This window comes from Rhizobium sp. EC-SD404, assembly GCF_902498825.1.
Taxonomy (GTDB): Bacteria; Pseudomonadota; Alphaproteobacteria; order Rhizobiales; family Rhizobiaceae; genus Georhizobium.
In genome coordinates this window covers 1,714,647-1,730,307 of record NZ_LR701459.1, presented here as the reverse complement: position 1 = coordinate 1,730,307, position 15,661 = coordinate 1,714,647, and the positions used below count along the sequence as shown (strand labels likewise).

The window sequence follows — 15,661 nt, the reverse complement described above, 5'->3', positions numbered from 1 at the left end:
ACAATGCGGGACGGTCTGGTCGAAGTCGACGCGGTCATTGCCATCGCGAACAAAGGATCGTTCCGCGCCGCGGCGCTCGACCTCAACCTGTCGACGACCGCGCTCAGCAACCTTATCGGCAAACTGGAAAAGCGGTTGGGGGTGCGCCTCTTCAACCGGACCACGCGCAGCGTTTCGCTGACGGATGCCGGCCGGCAATTCGTCGAGCAGGTGGGCCCGGCGCTGCGCGAAATCCAGCAGGCCATGGCGGTCGCGCGCTCGCATCAGGACATCCCGTCCGGCACGCTGCGCATCAACGCGTTCCCGACGGGTGCCCGGGAGATCCTTGCCCCGCTCGTCCTTGCCTTCATCCGCCGCTATCCGCAGGTCCATGTCGACCTCGTTACCGAGGGCCGGATCGTCGACATCGTTGCGGAAGGGTTCGATCTCGGCCTGCGCAGCGCCGACCTCGTCCCAACGGACATGATTGCCGTTCCGGTGGGGTCGCCCCAGAGCTTTGCCGTGGTGGCTGCGCCCGCCTATCTCGAAGCGCGGGGACAACCGATAGTCCCGCCGGATCTGCTCGCCCATGCCTGCATCCGCATCCGGTTGCCCAATGGCGCACTTTATCGCTGGCACTTCGAAAAGGATGGCGCCCCGGTTCAGATCGATGTCAGCGGGCCGATCACCCTCGACGAGGCCAGCCTCGCCAGGATCGCCGTGCTGGAGGGGACCGGGATCGGCCTCTTCATGGAAGCCGACGTGCGCGATGACATCGCCGCCGGGCGCCTTGTTCGCCTGGTCCGGGATTGGACACCGCGGCGAGCTGCGCTCTGCCTCTACTATCCGGGGCGGCGCAACCAGTCGGCGGCCTTCCGGGCTTTCATGGACATGGCCCGCACGGCCGGAACGATGCGCGAAACTTGATCAACTGCCCAAATTCAAGGGCCTCCGGCAGTCGTTCCCGGTAGGTGTGCCAGAATGCATCAGTGCCGACATGAACGCTTTGCGTGCTCGATCGGGCAATTGCGTTCCCAACGTCTGTCGACCACTGTGGGCTTCAATTGATTCGGACCTGAAACGATCGACATGCGGAACGGAGAAGCAAAGAAGAAAGCACGCCTGGTGGGTGCGACTTCTATTGCCCTGCTCAGCGTCATTCTGGCCGGGTGCGGAACGCCGACAGATCTTCAGCGTGCATCCACCAACGCGCGCATCGGCGCGGTCAATGCGCTCGTCCTGCCGCCGCCTGGCGGTCCATCGGTCGTCGATGTCGTGGAACGGCGTTATTCGAACGCGATCCAGCAGGATATCTCCCTGTCGGCGGCATCCAGCGTTTCCGGGCAGAACATACTGCGCGTCCAGCTCTTCGGGCCGGTGGGTACGGAGGCAGGGCAGACGTCCCTTTCCAATCTTCCCATCACGGAATCGACGATCCAACGCGAAATGCGCGCCGCTTTCCCCGGCGTGGCGATGCAGCGTTCGCCGCTCTATGCACAAAACAGCTTCGGGCCGTTCGGATACGCGGTCGGGCGCAGCGGGCGCGACCTTTGCCTTTATGCATGGCAGCGCGTGACCGGGCCAACGAGAGCCGCGCCCTTCTCCCCGCGCGGGACGATGCAGACGCGGCTTCGTCTTTGCCAGACCGGGGCGAGCGAAGAGGCGCTGCTGTCCGTGATGTACGGCTATACCGTGACCGGCGGCTTTCCGGCCGGAAGCTGGAACCCGTTCGGCCCGCCACCGCCGCCCGACCCACGATTGGGCGCGACGGGCAAACCGGTGTTTCCCGTGATGCCGCAGCGCCTCGACACGGTGCTCGAACCAGAACCCGAGCCCGTTCGGCGCCCCACCAGTCGCCGCTCCACCACCACAGTCTCTACCCCAGCACCGGCGGTCGTGCCGGCCGCAACGCCCGTCATGCGCGGACCGATCGTACCGCCGCCGCCGAGCACGGCGACGTCGGCACCCCTCATTCCCGCGCCTCCAACACAGGCTCCACCAGAGACGCCCCAGCCCCAAACGCAACCTTAAGTTATCGCTTCATACCGCGGAAGCACGGAAGGATTGTGTTTTTGGTTGGTGATTGATTAAGCATGACGACCGGTTTTCAGAAACCCGCGCAATCGGCTTCACGTATAACCGCTAGGCTTATCAGCCAATTCCTGAAATGGAGCGACATCACATGATGAATTTCGTGCCGGGATCCCATTGATGGCCAAGATCGTATTCGGCCTGGTCTGGTTCATTGCTGCCGCCTGCATCGTCTTCATCGTCTCGCTGCCGATCAACCTTCAGACGCATTTGATCGCCGGGACGATCGTGCTTTTGATCATGATCCTCCTCAAGCTGTTCAAGTCGGAAGGCACATGGCGGCTCGTGGCGCTAGCCTTCGGGACCGCAATCGTGCTGCGCTATGTCTATTGGCGCACGACAAGCACTTTGCCGCCGGTCAACCAGCTCGAAAACTTCATTCCGGGCCTGCTGCTCTATCTGGCCGAAATGTACAGCGTGTTCATGCTGTTTCTCAGTCTCTTCATCGTGGCGCGGCCCCTGCCGTCGCGGCCGCCTCAGCCGGTCGACGAAGGCGATCTGCCAAGCGTCGACGTGTTCATTCCGTCCTATAACGAAGATCCGGTGCTGCTCGCCGACACCATCGCGGCGGCGATGGCGCTCGATTATCCAGCCGATCGTCTGACTGTATGGCTGCTCGATGACGGCGGCACGGACCAGAAGCGCAATTCGGAAAACGTCATCGAGGCCCAGGTCGCCGAGGCGCGTCGCACCAATCTGCAGAAGCTCTGCGCGGAACTCGGTGCCCGCTATCTGACACGCGCTCGCAACGAACACGCCAAGGCGGGCAACCTGAACAACGGGCTCGATCATTCGACGAGCGACCTGATCGCCGTCTTCGATGCAGACCACGCGCCGGCCCGGTCGTTCCTGCGCGAAACGGTGGGTTATTTCAACGAGGACAAGCGGCTGTTCCTTGTCCAGACGCCGCACTTCTTCCTCAATCCCGATCCGCTCGAGCGCAATCTGAAGACGTTCGAGAAGATGCCTTCGGAAAACGAGATGTTCTATGGCGTCATCCAGCGCGGCCTCGACAAGTGGAACGCAGCGTTCTTCTGCGGATCGGCGGCGGTGCTGCGGCGCGAAGCGCTTCAGGAAAGCAACGGCTTCAGCGGCATTTCGATCACCGAGGACTGCGAAACGGCGATCGAACTCCATTCGCGCGGCTGGAACAGCGTCTATGTGGACAAACCGCTGATTGCGGGGCTGCAACCTGCGACGTTCGCAAGCTTCATCGGACAGCGTTCGCGCTGGGCGCAGGGCATGATGCAGATTCTGCGGTTTCGATTTCCGCTGCTCAAGCGCGGGCTCTCCTTTCCCCAGCGCCTTTGCTACATGTCGTCGACGCTGTTCTGGCTGTTTCCGTTTCCACGCACGGTCTTCCTGTTCGCGCCGCTGTTCTACCTGTTCCTCGACCTTCAGATCTTCACGGCCTCGGGCGGCGAATTTCTTGCCTACACGCTCAGTTACATGGCCGTGAATTTGATGATGCAGAACTACCTCTACGGATCGTTCCGCTGGCCGTGGATTTCAGAGCTTTACGAATATATCCAGACGGTCCACCTGCTTCCGGCAGTGATCTCGGTCGCGCTCAATCCACGCAAGCCGACCTTCAAGGTAACGGCGAAGGACGAAACGATCACGACGAGCCGGCTGTCAGAGCTGTCGCGGCCCTTCTTCGTCATCTTCGGTGTGCTGGTGATCGGCGTCTTCGTGACCGTGTGGCGCATCTATGCGGAACCCTACAAGGCCGATGTCACGTTCGTCGTGGGCGCCTGGAACCTTCTCAACCTCGTCATGGCCGGAGCCGCTCTGGGTGTCGTTGCCGAACGACGCGAGCGGGCAGCGACCCGGCGCGTCCAGATCAACCGGCGTTGCGAGTTCGGCGCTGGCGACATCTGGGTTCCTGCCACGATCGAGGACGTTTCCGTCAATGGCGCTCGAGTGCGGGTGAGCGGTCAAGGCGCTCTTGCCAGCGTCGACACCGGCCAAGCCAGTATCCGCTTCACGCCGCACTGGAGCACGGAGCCGGAAATCCTGCCCGTCATCATCCGCAACAAGGACCGTGAGGGCGATGCGGTGGCCATCGGCTGTTCGTTCGTGCGCATGCAGACCGTGCATCACCGTATGATCGCCGACCTGATCTTCGCCAATGCCGATCAGTGGACGCATTTTCAGGCCTCTCGCCGGCGCAATCCTGGCGTTCTGCTCGGTACGGCATGGTTCCTTCGCCTTGCTCTCTACCAGACCATCCGTGGCATCACTTACCTGTTCCGGCGCGGAGATCCCGCCGTAGGCGTGCCAGCACAAGCGAAGGGGGCACGCTCATGACGCGCGCCGCCATCGCTCTCGTCGCAATGCTGTGCGCCGTCGATGCGCATGCGCAAGGAACGCCGTTCGACATGTCGCCCGAGCGGCCAGCCGTCGAGGAGGATGTAGCACCCGAACCATTGCCGCCCGTGCCCGCAACGCCGGAACCAACGACGCCGGAACCGGCACCACCAGAACCTGCGACACCCGAACCAGCCGAGCAGCCCTCCACGACTGCGCCGAACAATCAGTCCGATGCGGATTTGGCGGAGCCGGCCCCGCCTGCCCCTGAAACATCCGTTGACGCAGACACGCTGCGCTATCTTTTGCCCGAGCCCATGTTGAGGCTCAATGGAGAAGGCGACCGACGCAACTGGGCTGTCTATTTGACGGAGGCCCAGGCCGCATCACCCGTTCGGCTGAACGTCGGCTACCGCAACGCCGTGGTCGTGGCTCCCGAAGCTTCCCGTCTGTCGGTCTCGATCAATGGTGTATCGGTGCTCCACGAGAGTATTCAGGCGCCAGGAGACACGGGCGAATTGACCGTCGATCTGGCGGCTGGGCTGCTGCAACCGGGGCGCAACGAGCTATCCGTCCAGGCGATCCAACGTCATCGGACCGATTGCAGCATCGAATCCACCTACGAGCTCTGGACCGAGCTCGACGGAGCGCGAACGTTTCTGGCATTCCCGTCATCCGATGAGATCGGCCTGACCAACGTCGAGGATCTGCGCGCGCTCAGCGGCGACATGAACGGCAGCGCGGATATCGCGATCATCGCGCCTGTTCTGGCCAGCAGCGACATCGGCGCCGAACTTTTGCGGCTGACCCAGGCAATCGCTCTGTCCTCCAACTTCCCCGATCCGCAATTTTCGATCGCCACCACCGATGATGGACTGATCGAAAGCCCCGACCTTCGCGTATTTGCAGGTGCGGCGGCCGATATCGCGGAAATGGCTGGGATCGATGCGACGCAGATCGGCGGACCGACGCTCATGTTGGTCGATGGCGAATCCGGCGCTTCGCCGATATTGATCGTGACCGGCCAGAACCAGCAGGAATGGCTGACGGCCGTCACCCAAATTGCTCAGCAGGTCGACCGGCCGGCAGGCGCTCCTCGGGAATTTCTGTCGACCGAGGCAACCTGGACGCCAAACGCACCGATGATTTACGAAGGCCGCTCGATCAGCTTTGCGGATCTCGGCATCGGATCGGAACAGTTTGCAGGCCGCCGCTACGCCCGCTCGTTTCAGTTCGCCGTGCCGTCGGACTTCTATGCCGGCTCATATGGGCAGGCGCGGATCCTGCTCGACGCCGCCTATACGGGCGCCGTTCTGCCGGGCGGGCTCATCAACGTCTATGTCAATGGCAACATCGCGACTTCGGTCGCCATGACCGCGCGGCGCGGGGCGGTCCTTCGCCAGTTTCCCATCAAGGTCACGATGGAACACTTCAAGCCGGGCGTGAACACGGTGCTGTTCGAGGTCGATCTTCTGACACGTGACGACGAGGTCTGCGCCCCTGGCGCCACCACCGATACGACCCCGCGTTTCGCAATTTTCGACACGTCGCAATTCGTTCTTCCGGACTTCGCGCGCATCGGACAGATTCCCAATCTCGCTGCTGTCGCCGGAACTGGTTATCCCTACAATCAGGCTCAAGAACCGGTGCCGCTGGTGATCGGTCGCGGATCCACTGCGAGCCTCTCGGCTGCAGCCAATTTCATGGCGCGTATGTCGCTTGCCAGCGGGCGCATCGTGCCGACCCAACTGGTCATGTCGGCCGAAATCGCCCGCGATCAGAATGCAATCTTCTTCGGCACGCCGGCGAGCATCGCCGGCAATGTGCTGACACAGGTGGGCATCGATGCTCAGGCTGCCACAAGTTGGGCGCCGGCGCGTTCGACAGGCCAGATCGGTAGCCCCGATGCCGGAGAACCCGCTCCGGTGACGATGGAGGCCTGGCGCGGCCAGATGCAAGCCGGATGGATCGCCCGCACGATCGAATCCACGCGCAACTGGGCATCGGAAACCTTCAACATTACCGGCGACATGCTGCGCTTTGCGCCGCAGGAGGACGCCCCCTTCGTGCCCGCCGAAGGCGACACGATGGTGGTGGCTCAAAGCATCAATCCCTCTGGTACGGGCACCTGGACGGTCGTGACTGCGCCGGATGAGGCCGGCATGCAATTGGGCGCACGCGAACTCGTGCGCAGCACAAACTGGGACCAGCTCGCGGGGCACCTCACCGTCTTCACAGCGGACGGTCTACCGGGACGGGTACTGAATTCCAGCAGGATGTCGCTGATAGAGTCGCAACCGCCATCTTTCTTCAATTACCGCCTTATCGTCGCGAACTGGCTTTCTTCGAACATCTTGTCCTATGCGCTTGCACTGGTTTTCGTGTGCATCATCGTCGGGGCTACGACGTCGGGCCTGCTTTCTCGGCTTGGGAGACGCCGTTGAGCCGCCATGTCGTTGTCGCCGCTTTTCTCGCACTCATCACCGGGCCAGCAATGAGCCAGAGCATGCCCTCTGTCAGCGAGGCCGAATGGTCGCTCTACAGCAACCGTTTCGTCACGCAGGAGGGCCGCGTGCTCGACGATGCCAATGACGGCATCAGCCACAGCGAGGGCCAGGGCTACGGGCTCCTGCTGGCACAGATCGCCGGCGCGCGAGCCGACTTCGAACGGATATGGACGTTCACGCGAAACGAGCTTCTGCTGCGCGACGACGGACTGGCTGCCTGGAAATGGCAGGCGGACGAAACGCCGAATGTGACCGACATCAACAATGCCACCGATGGCGACATTCTTATCGCCTACGCACTCGCAAGAGCGGGTGCCGGGTGGGAGGATCCGAGACTCGTCGAGGCCGCGACGCGCATGGCGGAAGCGATCGGCACCCATCTGACATTCGAGCACGAGGGCCAGTTGTTGCTCTCGCCCGGCGTCACCGGGTTTTCCGCCGAGGAGCGCGAGGATGGGCCGGTCGTCAATCTCTCCTATTGGGTTTTCGAGGCATTCCCGGTTCTCGCCGGCCTCGCCCCGAACACGGATTGGGAAGCGATCGGGCGCAGCGGCGTCGCGCTTGCGGCAAAGGCGCGCTTCTCCGACCGTCGGCTGCCACCGGACTGGCTGTCGCTGGCGGGCGAGCCGAAACCCGCGGAAGGATTTCCGGCGGAATTCAGTTACAATGCCTTGCGAATCCCGCTCTATCTGATGCGAAGCGGGATGGGAGACGCGGATTATCTGAGCGGACTGCGCGACGGTATGGTGGGTGACAACGGGCAACTGGACTTGATCGATCTGACGACGGGCGACGTGACGGAAGAGCTGACCGATGCCGGCTATCGGATCATTCCCGCAATGATCGCATGTGTGGTCGACGACGTTGCGATCGAACGGGATTTGCTGACCTTCGCGCCGACAGTCTATTATCCCTCGACGCTCCATCTCCTGGCACTTTCGCATCTGCGCGAGAACTATGTGGGGTGCATCGAATGAACGCGCGTGCTGCCGCCCTCGCCTTGACGGTCAGCTTGATGCTGGCGTCGTCGGCGCTGGCGCAAAACTGGCAAATTCTCGATGGTGCGCGTCCGGGCGAACCGACGGGCGCAGTCTCGCCGGCGGAACCCTTCGCCGCGGAAGAGCAACCTGTTCCCGTGCAGGAGCCGCCTGTCGTTGCGCAGGCTCCGGCTCCGCCACAGGCGTCCGCAGACCAGCCGATGCCCGTCATCGACGAAACGGCTCTTCGCTATTTCGCCAGCCAGGGCGATACGCGTCGGCTGGAAATCGAGATCGCCCGCCTGCGGGCTCTCTATCCGCAATGGACACCGCCCGCCGATCCCCTCGCCGTGCCGGAGAACGTCGATTCTCTGCTCGAAGCGATCTGGATGCTCTATTCGCAAGGGCGGTTCGCCGAGGCACGCCAGGCGATCGCCGCGCGCCAGATGAACGATCCAAACTGGGAGCCGCCGGTCGACCTTCTCGACCGGTTGACGCTGGCCGAAGCGCGCGAGCGCCTGGTCAACGCGTCCAATCTCGATCAGTACGAAACCGTCATCCGCATCGGATCCTCGAATCCGGGCCTTTTGACCTGCAGCGAAGTCGACGTCCTGTGGCGGGTCGCCGAGTCCTTTGCAAAGACTGAGCGTCAGCCCAGGGCGCGCGATGCCTATCGGTACGTTTTGACCAATTGCGACGACACGGCGGAACGTCTTGCCACGATGCAGAACGCCTCGCAGTTGCTGAACCCGGAAATGCGGGACGAACTGCTGGCGCTGGAGCGTTTCGATGACGCCGGCGCCGGAGAATTTGCGCCGGTGCGCGACAACATTGCCCGCGATGCGCTGGTTGCAGCCGGCGAGGACGATACGATCGTGGTCGACGCGGAAACGCTCGCCCGCGTGGAGCGGCTGGCACGCGAAGGCGATGGGGCGAGCGATGCGCGGCTTCTCGGCTGGTACTATCTGGGCACGGACGATGCGCAGACGGCCGAGCAATGGTTTCGCATGGCTTTCGAGCGTGAAGCGGAAGGCGACGCGGCTGAAGGCTTGGCGCTGGCGCTCATCGACCTCGACCGTTTCGCAGATGCGGAGGAAGCCATTTATCCCTATCGCGATGAAAGCGAAGAGCGACGCGGCGTCTATCTCGCGGCTGCGGCGAACCTGCTGGCCATCGAGCCGCGTGTCGCGCTGAGCACTGATGTTCTAACGCGCATCGTCGGCGAAGTCGCCGAGGCGCGCAACGCGCCGGCAGCCCAGCAGCTTGGCTGGTACGCCCGGGCCTATGGCCAGCATGAGACGGCGGGCCAGTGGTTTTCAAGCGCCCTGCAGTTCGATCCCGAGGATGAAGCGTCTGCCTACGGTCTTGCTCTCACGCGGTTCCAGCTTGCCGACACGTCGGGTCTGGCCGAACTGAAGCGGTTGTGGGCCGGGCGCTCGGAGCGCATCGTGCTCGTCGGCACGCCGCAGGCGCAGGCCGCCCCTGCCGCACCCGTTCTCGCATCTGCTGCTTCTCCCGCCGTTGCTCCTGCTTCTGCTCCTGCCCAAGCCGCTCCCGTTGCGACCGCCGAGCCCATGGCCGCGCCTCTGGCCTATGCCGCTGAGCAATCTGTGCAGCCGGTGCAGGAGGCTGCGCCGGCCATGGCCGCCGCACCGCGGCCAAGGCCAGTGCAGCGGCAGGCTGCCGCGCCCGCACCAACAGGCTGCACGCAAACGCTCAATCCTGAATCGCTGTCGCCCGCCTCGGCCCTATCGCGCGGCTGGTGCCTGATGGACATCAACCGCCCGCTCGAAGCCGCCAAGGCCTTCGACGTCGCGCTGCGCGGCCAAGGCGACACGGCCAGGGATGCCGCCTATGGCCAAAGCCTCGCCTATCTGCGCGCCGGCCTTGTCGACGAGGCGGCCGTTGCAGCTGCGAGTGCGCCGATGACGTCCGAGCGCGCAGGTGAAATCCAGGCCAACATCCTTTCGGAGCGCGCTTCCGGCGCCTTCGAGCAGCGCCGCTACGTCGAAACGCTGATGGCGCTCGATCAGCGCGCGCAGATCGCGCCGGAGCGCAACGATCTGATGGTTCTGCGTGGCTACGCCTATTTGAACCTCAGGCGCTACGGCGATGCGGAGCGCGTGTTCCAGGCCGTTGCCGGGACCGGCAACCGGGACGGGCTTCGGGGTCTTGCGGCGGTTCGCGAACAGACGGGCAGGCAGCGGTAAGTCTGCCGTCGGAAGTCGCCGCTGTGCCTAATTGGCGGTCGTCGTGTAAGACCAAGCGCTTTTGGCCCCTTTCAGACCACTGCCGAGAAAAGCTGAGACCGATCTTCTCGGAGCGCGCCAGCGACGTCTTCCAGTGCTCTTGAAAGATCTTCACGCATCTGGATGGCCCCGAGCGACAACCGCACGGCAGCCTGATCGCCGCCGGTCCCCTGCCCCCCAATCGCAAATGCCTCGGACGGCACGACTGCCAGCCCGCGCGTGTTTCTCAAATGTGCCGCGAACCCCACGCCGTCCCATCCGGGTGGCAACCTGATCCAGAGATGCAGGCCCTCCGTCTCACTTTCGAACGATCCTTCCGGAAGCGTCTTGCGGGCGATGGCTTGGCGCACTGCGCATTCTCGCCTGATCGTATCCAGTATCGCGCCCGCCGTACCGTTGCGCACCCACGTGGCAGCCAAAGTCGTCAGAAGCGGGGAAGGCATCAGGACGTTTGCCCGCACCGCCGATTGCAGGCGTTCTGCGGTCCGCTGATCCGGGACGACCAGGAACGCGACCCTCAGCGACGGGGACACGACCTTCGACAGCGTCGACACATGGAAGGTGATGTCGGGGGCGAATGAAGCGATGGCTGGAACGGGGACCGATGGCAGCAACCCATATGCATCGTCTTCGATCACGAACAGGTCGTTGCGGCGGGCCGCTTCCGCCACCGCCTGTCGACGCTCCAGTGGCATCGTCACCGCCGTGGGGTTGTGCATGGTCGGGACGCAGTAAAGCCCTTTCACGCGATCATGCGACTTGCAGGCAGCCTCGATCGCTTCAGGGAGCATGCCGTGGCGATCGGCCGCCACCGGCACCAGCCTAATGCCGAGTTGCGCGGCGATGGCCCGCATGCCGGGATAGGTGAACCGGTCCGCCAGAAGTGCATCGCCCGAGCCGGCCAGCGAAGAGACCATCGCCATCATTGCCGGCTGGGCTCCGGCCGTGATCAGGATCCGGTCGGGCGAGATCTCACCCAGTGTGGGACGCAGCCACGCCGCGCCTGCCTCTCGCTCTTCGCGCGAGCCGGATCCGGTGCGGTACGACAGCAGGTCAGCGGGAGGCTGGCTGAGCAACTCTCCCAGCCCGCGGCGCATGATTTCATGGATCGGCGGCGATACCGGAGGGGGGAGATTCATCGCCAGATCAAGTCCACCCGGATCGCGCACAGGCGTCACGCCCGACCCGACCGACGTCACCTTCAGCGCCGGGTCGCGGATAAACGTTCCTCGCCCGACCGTAGCCTCGATGAGCCCGCGTGACCGCGCCTCGGCGTAAGCCCTCGTCGCGGTGGTCAGGTCCACGCCAAGCACTTCGGCCAAAGCACGATGCGTCGGAACACGATCACCCGGCGCTAGTTTGCCCTCAAGGACTGCTTCTGAAATCGCGTCCGCAACAGCGAGATAGATCGGCTTGCCGGTTCCGCGCAGCTTGGCTGGGAGGTGCGACATAGCATCCTGAAACTGGCTGACCGTCTTGCGGGACATTCTCAAGATCCGTATATTCCATACACTATCTCGATTGTATGTATCTACTTCCAAATTGTATGGCAATCGCTTTCGAAGGGCCGATAGCCCGGAGGACACTGTCTTGAACCAGCATGATGACCACCAGTACGCCCCACTCGAACCATGGCGCGTCGGCATAAGAGGTCGCTGTCCGCGATGTGGCGAGGGTCATCTCTTCGACGGCTTCCTGAAGCTTGCTCCGCGCTGCGAGGTGTGCGGGCTGGATTACTCCTTCGCGGATCCTGCCGACGGTCCCGCCTTCTTCGTCATCATCTTTGGCTGCGTCCCCTCGATCCTGTTCGCAGTGTGGGCCGAAGTGTCCTTTCAACCTTCATTCTGGTTCCACCTCCTCGTTTCGCTGCCGCTGATCCTGGCGACATGCATTCCGCCCCTGCGGCCGCTCAAGGGATGGCTCGTAGCCAGCCAGTTCCACCACAAAGCGGAAGAGGGAAAGCTGGTCCGGCTGAACGACTAGCCGGAGCTCTTTTTGCCGCGAGGCACGAACTCACGGCATATCAGAGCTTCAAGGGCTATTGGTCGTGCGACCACAGCCAACCCATTCAGACTCGCCCACCATTTGACCGCTCAGCGGCGCTGTGAGACCGTTCTGTTAGACCGTCAACGGCATTCGATCCTCGTCGCGAGGTTCGAGCTTCTTGCACGGTGCAGAGATATCCTTCATGCGGATCGTCATCTTCGTGCCCCAGGACGTCCACTCGTTGGAGCTGGCGGGTCTGATGGACGTGTTCGCTGAAGCGAACGCCCGCGCCGAAACCTCGGTCTACGATGTGGCTGTCGTTGCCGAAGATGACCAGACGGTCCGCTGCGCATCCGGATTGAGGGTGCTTCCCGATTTCGCTTTCGAGACGTGTCCGGCCGGCCCCGACACGTTGCTCGTCGCAGGCAGCGTCGGCGTTCCCCGCTCTCCAGGCATCAAGGTCATCGACTGGCTCACGCGCATGGCTCCGCAAACGCGGCGATACGGCTCGGTCTGCACCGGTGCATTCCTGCTCGGCGAAGCCGGCCTGCTGAAAGGCCGCAGCGTCACCACCCACTGGCAGTTCGCGTCTCTGCTCACCGAGCGCTTTCCCGAAGCGAGGGTGGAAGGCGACCGCGTCTTCGTGCGGGACGGCTCTATGATCACGGCCGCCGGCTCCAGCGCGGCGATCGATCTCGGCCTATCTCTCGTCGAGGAAGACCTCGGTCGTGAAGTCGCGCTCTATGTGGCCCGCCGGTTGGTCGTGTTCCTGAAGCGGCCGGGCGATCAATCGCAGTTCAGCGTGCATCTCGCGGCACAGGCGGTCGATCGCAGCCGGCTCTACAATGTCCAGCAATATGTGCTGAACCATCCGGCCGAAGACCTTTCGGTCACGACGCTGGCGAAGATCGCCGCAATGAGCGCGCGGAATTTCACGCGTGTCTTTTCTCAGGAGGTGGGTATATCTCCATCCGACTATGTCGACTTGACGCGCATCGACGTTGCCCGCTTCCTTCTCGAAGGCAGTCGGCTCTCGATCGCATCGATTGCGGAGAAAAGTGGTTTCGGCTCCGAGCGCGCCATGCGCCGGGCCTTCCTGTCCCATGTCGGCGTGACGCCGTCCGACTACCGCGACCGCTTCCGAACGTCCGGCGATGGCGCAAGGCTCAGTTTGTCCGATAACGACCGCGGGTTGTCCTGAAACCGCTGCGGTCGCGGATTGCCCCGGATGGGCGCTCGGTTCATGGCTTCTGTCATGGACGACTTGCGGAAATCCAACCTGTCCGATTCCAGAAAACGAGCTCCCTGCATGGCCAAGAACGGCCTTCTCACTGCCGATGCCATCAGACCGATCCTCCCTGCGCTGGTCGAGGAACTGACCGACGGCATCGCCATCGCCCAGCGTATGGGCGACAATTCGCCGGTAATCTACGTCAACAAGTCCTTCGAGCGCCTGACAGGATACACGCGCAAGGAAATCCTTGGAAAAGACTGCCGCCACCTTCAGGGCAACGATCGGGACCAACCGGACATCGCCCGCATCCGCGCGGCCATCGAGGCTGGGGAACCGGCGGACGCCACGTTACGCAACTACCGAAAGGACGGCTCGGAGTTCTGGAACAGTCTCAGTCTTCGGCCAACCCGGCTTGGCGACGAGCTGCTCTATCTGGGCATCGTGCGCGACGTATCGGCGATGCGGCAGGCGCATGTCGCGCTTGATCGCGTGGCGAACATGGACGGGACGACCGGCTGCCTGAACCGCCAGTCCTTCATTGTGGCTGCCGAAGCCCGCTTCGCAAAGCACGCCTCGGCGACCATTCTGGTCGTGAAGCTCGATGTGATCGGCTTCCACGACCTCAATAATGGATACGGCTTCGATGTAGGCGACGCCCTTCTTGCCGAAACCGGACGACGGCTGCGCGAGGTGGGCGCATCCCTTGTCGCTCGGATGGGCGCCAACGAGTTCGCCCTGACTTACGAACTACCCGACGAAGCGAGCGCGGAATCGATCGTCACGCTGATTTCAGCCGCGCTTGCCGCGGACTTCACCGTGCCAGGCGCCAATGTTTCGCTGCGCTTTGCCATCGGCTATGCGATCGGAAAGCCTCTCGGCAATGCGATTTCGCTGATCCGCAATGCCGGCACTGCGCTTTGGGCCGCCAAGTCCGATCCTCTGGGTGGTCCCCGCCGGTTTCGTGACGCGGACTACGAGCAGGCCCGCCGGCGCGTGCGCATGACCCGCGAGTTGAAGGTCGCCGTCGCAAACGACGAGTTCGTCTATCACTTCCAGCCGCAGGTCCATCTTCTCACCGGAGAGTGGGTGGGGGCGGAAGCCTTGATCCGCTGGAACCATCCCCTGTTCGGAAGCCAGCTTCCCGGCACCTTCATCGAGACCGCCGAGCGATCCGGCCTGCTGCTGGAATTGACCGAACGGAGCCTGACGACCGTCGCAACATTCGCCGGCCGCCTCAATGCGAACCGGGCGAAGCCTCTCCGGTTTTCGGTGAACGTATCCGCTGCGGAATTTCTGCAGCTGGACATGGCCGAGATGCTGGACCGCGTGCTGCGGCTGACCGGCGCCGACCCGGCTTGGTTGACGCTTGAAATCACCGAAAGCATGTTTCTCAGCGATACGCCTGGTGTGATGGACGCGTTCGAACGCTTGCGCCAGATCGGCGTGGGGCTATCAGTCGACGACTTCGGCACCGGTTATTTGAACCTGCGCTCGCTCGAAGCTTTTCCGGTCACCGAGATCAAGATTGACCGCACCTTTGTGCGCGAGCTCACGACGAAGCCCTCCAAGAGGGTGATCGTCCGCGCCATCATCGAACTCGGACGGGCCCTAGGCCTGACCGTCGTCGCGGAGGGTGTGGAGACCGAAGCTCAGCGCGCAATGCTTTCGGAAATGGGCTGCGCGGTCGGACAGGGCTATCTGTTCGGCTTTCCCTCCGACGGCGAAAGCTTCATGGCCAGCCTGGCACGGATGGACAGCGGCCAGATGGAGCCAGCGTGATCCGCTGCGTCCGCTCCTTGCCGCGAAGGGATTAGTGGATCGCTAAAGCCGGGACCGCGAACTGCCGGTCGGCGAGTTTCTCGTCGACCGTGCGCTCCACCATCGTTGCTATGGCTTCGAGAGCATCTGTGATCCCGAAGGTCTGAAAACCATCGGACTTATCGGCGACCGCAACGCCGATGCCGCTGAGTTCTGCGCTGATCTTGTCCGCGGCGGCCCGGGGATCTTCTTTGACCAGACAGTTTTGAGATACTCGAGTGCCGTATAGGTGTATGCGAAGGCCGCTACCGAAGTGGCCATAAGAATAAAAAAGCAGAGATAAACCTTTTTCTTGATGCTGATTGCTTGCCACTTGACCACGACGGAGTCCCCTTAGAACGACGAGAGCGCCTGCGCCCGAACCAAGAGACCCTGTTATGCCGAGGCAAAAATACGAATTAACTCAAATTGAAAAAGGTTAAACTGGGACCTTTCCAAGTCGAAGGGGACGCCGGAATCTGAGCGGGAGCTCTCCTTCGAACCGAATGGCGTCGTTGCACGTTCTTTGGA

The 15,661-nt window shown here is 63.0% G+C and carries 11 protein-coding genes; 9 read left to right on the top strand and 2 right to left on the bottom strand.

What is annotated here, in order from left to right:
• Window positions 1–3: 3 nt before the first annotated feature.
• From GC125_RS09085 to GC125_RS09055, 6 genes are all read left to right on the top strand, one after another.
• Window positions 4–906, top strand: a complete 903-nt coding sequence (locus tag GC125_RS09085) for a LysR family transcriptional regulator (protein WP_151985388.1) — start codon at window positions 4–6, stop codon at window positions 904–906.
• 198 nt (window positions 907–1,104) lie between these two features.
• Window positions 1,105–2,010, top strand: coding sequence for a cellulose biosynthesis protein BcsN (gene bcsN, locus GC125_RS09080; RefSeq protein ID WP_199864527.1), 906 nt, complete (start codon window positions 1,105–1,107; stop codon window positions 2,008–2,010).
• A 180-nt stretch (window positions 2,011–2,190) separates the two neighbouring features.
• Entirely contained in the window at window positions 2,191–4,380 is a 2,190-nt protein-coding gene (gene bcsA, locus GC125_RS09075) for a UDP-forming cellulose synthase catalytic subunit (protein WP_151985386.1), read from the top strand.
• A complete protein-coding gene (locus tag GC125_RS09065; protein ID WP_199864526.1) occupies window positions 4,377–6,824 on the top strand; it encodes a cellulose biosynthesis cyclic di-GMP-binding regulatory protein BcsB in 2,448 nt (815 codons plus the stop codon). The genes bcsA and GC125_RS09065 overlap by 4 nt, the downstream gene beginning before the upstream one ends.
• Window positions 6,825–6,874: 50 nt before the next feature.
• Window positions 6,875–7,864: a glycosyl hydrolase family 8 gene (locus GC125_RS09060; protein WP_151987730.1), complete on the top strand. Its 990-nt coding sequence runs from the start codon at window positions 6,875–6,877 to the stop codon at window positions 7,862–7,864.
• A complete protein-coding gene (locus tag GC125_RS09055; RefSeq protein WP_151985383.1) occupies window positions 7,861–10,074 on the top strand; it encodes a tetratricopeptide repeat protein in 2,214 nt (737 codons plus the stop codon). The genes GC125_RS09060 and GC125_RS09055 overlap by 4 nt, the downstream gene beginning before the upstream one ends.
• 71 nt (window positions 10,075–10,145) lie before the next feature.
• On the opposite strand, the gene GC125_RS09050 is transcribed toward GC125_RS09055, so the two are convergent.
• A complete protein-coding gene (locus GC125_RS09050) occupies window positions 10,146–11,600 on the bottom strand; it encodes an aminotransferase-like domain-containing protein (protein WP_199864525.1) in 1,455 nt (484 codons plus the stop codon).
• 103 nt (window positions 11,601–11,703) lie between these two features.
• On the opposite strand from GC125_RS09050, the gene GC125_RS09045 reads away from it, so the two are divergent.
• From GC125_RS09045 to GC125_RS09035, 3 genes are all read left to right on the top strand, one after another.
• The gene (locus GC125_RS09045; RefSeq protein ID WP_151985381.1) at window positions 11,704–12,096 is read left to right on the top strand and encodes a DUF983 domain-containing protein; all 393 of its coding nucleotides are present in this window, start codon (window positions 11,704–11,706) and stop codon (window positions 12,094–12,096) included.
• A 205-nt stretch (window positions 12,097–12,301) separates the two neighbouring features.
• Window positions 12,302–13,300 (top strand): GlxA family transcriptional regulator, encoded by a 999-nt coding sequence (locus GC125_RS09040; protein ID WP_151985380.1) that lies wholly within the window; start codon window positions 12,302–12,304, stop codon window positions 13,298–13,300.
• A gap of 108 nt (window positions 13,301–13,408) precedes the next feature.
• Window positions 13,409–15,112 carry a putative bifunctional diguanylate cyclase/phosphodiesterase gene (locus GC125_RS09035; RefSeq protein WP_286165438.1) on the top strand — a complete coding sequence of 568 codons (1,704 nt, stop codon included), beginning with the start codon at window positions 13,409–13,411 and terminating at the stop codon, window positions 15,110–15,112.
• 31 nt (window positions 15,113–15,143) lie between these two features.
• Here the strand turns inward: GC125_RS09035 and GC125_RS09030 are convergent, their stop codons facing one another.
• Window positions 15,144–15,464 (bottom strand): hypothetical protein, encoded by a 321-nt coding sequence (locus GC125_RS09030; RefSeq protein ID WP_151985378.1) that lies wholly within the window; start codon window positions 15,462–15,464, stop codon window positions 15,144–15,146.
• Between the last annotated feature and the right edge of the window lie 197 nt (window positions 15,465–15,661).

Coding starts and splice junctions, on each gene's coding strand:
- GC125_RS09035 (WP_286165438.1), top strand. CDS start 13,409: ATGGCCAAGAACGGCCTTCTCACTGCCGATGCCATCAGACCGATCCTC.
- GC125_RS09040 (WP_151985380.1), top strand. CDS start 12,302: ATGCGGATCGTCATCTTCGTGCCCCAGGACGTCCACTCGTTGGAGCTG.
- GC125_RS09060 (WP_151987730.1), top strand. CDS start 6,875: ATGAGCCAGAGCATGCCCTCTGTCAGCGAGGCCGAATGGTCGCTCTAC.
- bcsA (WP_151985386.1), top strand. CDS start 2,191: ATGGCCAAGATCGTATTCGGCCTGGTCTGGTTCATTGCTGCCGCCTGC.
- GC125_RS09050 (WP_199864525.1), bottom strand. CDS start 11,600: ATGTCCCGCAAGACGGTCAGCCAGTTTCAGGATGCTATGTCGCACCTC.
- GC125_RS09085 (WP_151985388.1), top strand. CDS start 4: ATGCGGGACGGTCTGGTCGAAGTCGACGCGGTCATTGCCATCGCGAAC.
- GC125_RS09055 (WP_151985383.1), top strand. CDS start 7,861: ATGAACGCGCGTGCTGCCGCCCTCGCCTTGACGGTCAGCTTGATGCTG.
- GC125_RS09065 (WP_199864526.1), top strand. CDS start 4,377: ATGACGCGCGCCGCCATCGCTCTCGTCGCAATGCTGTGCGCCGTCGAT.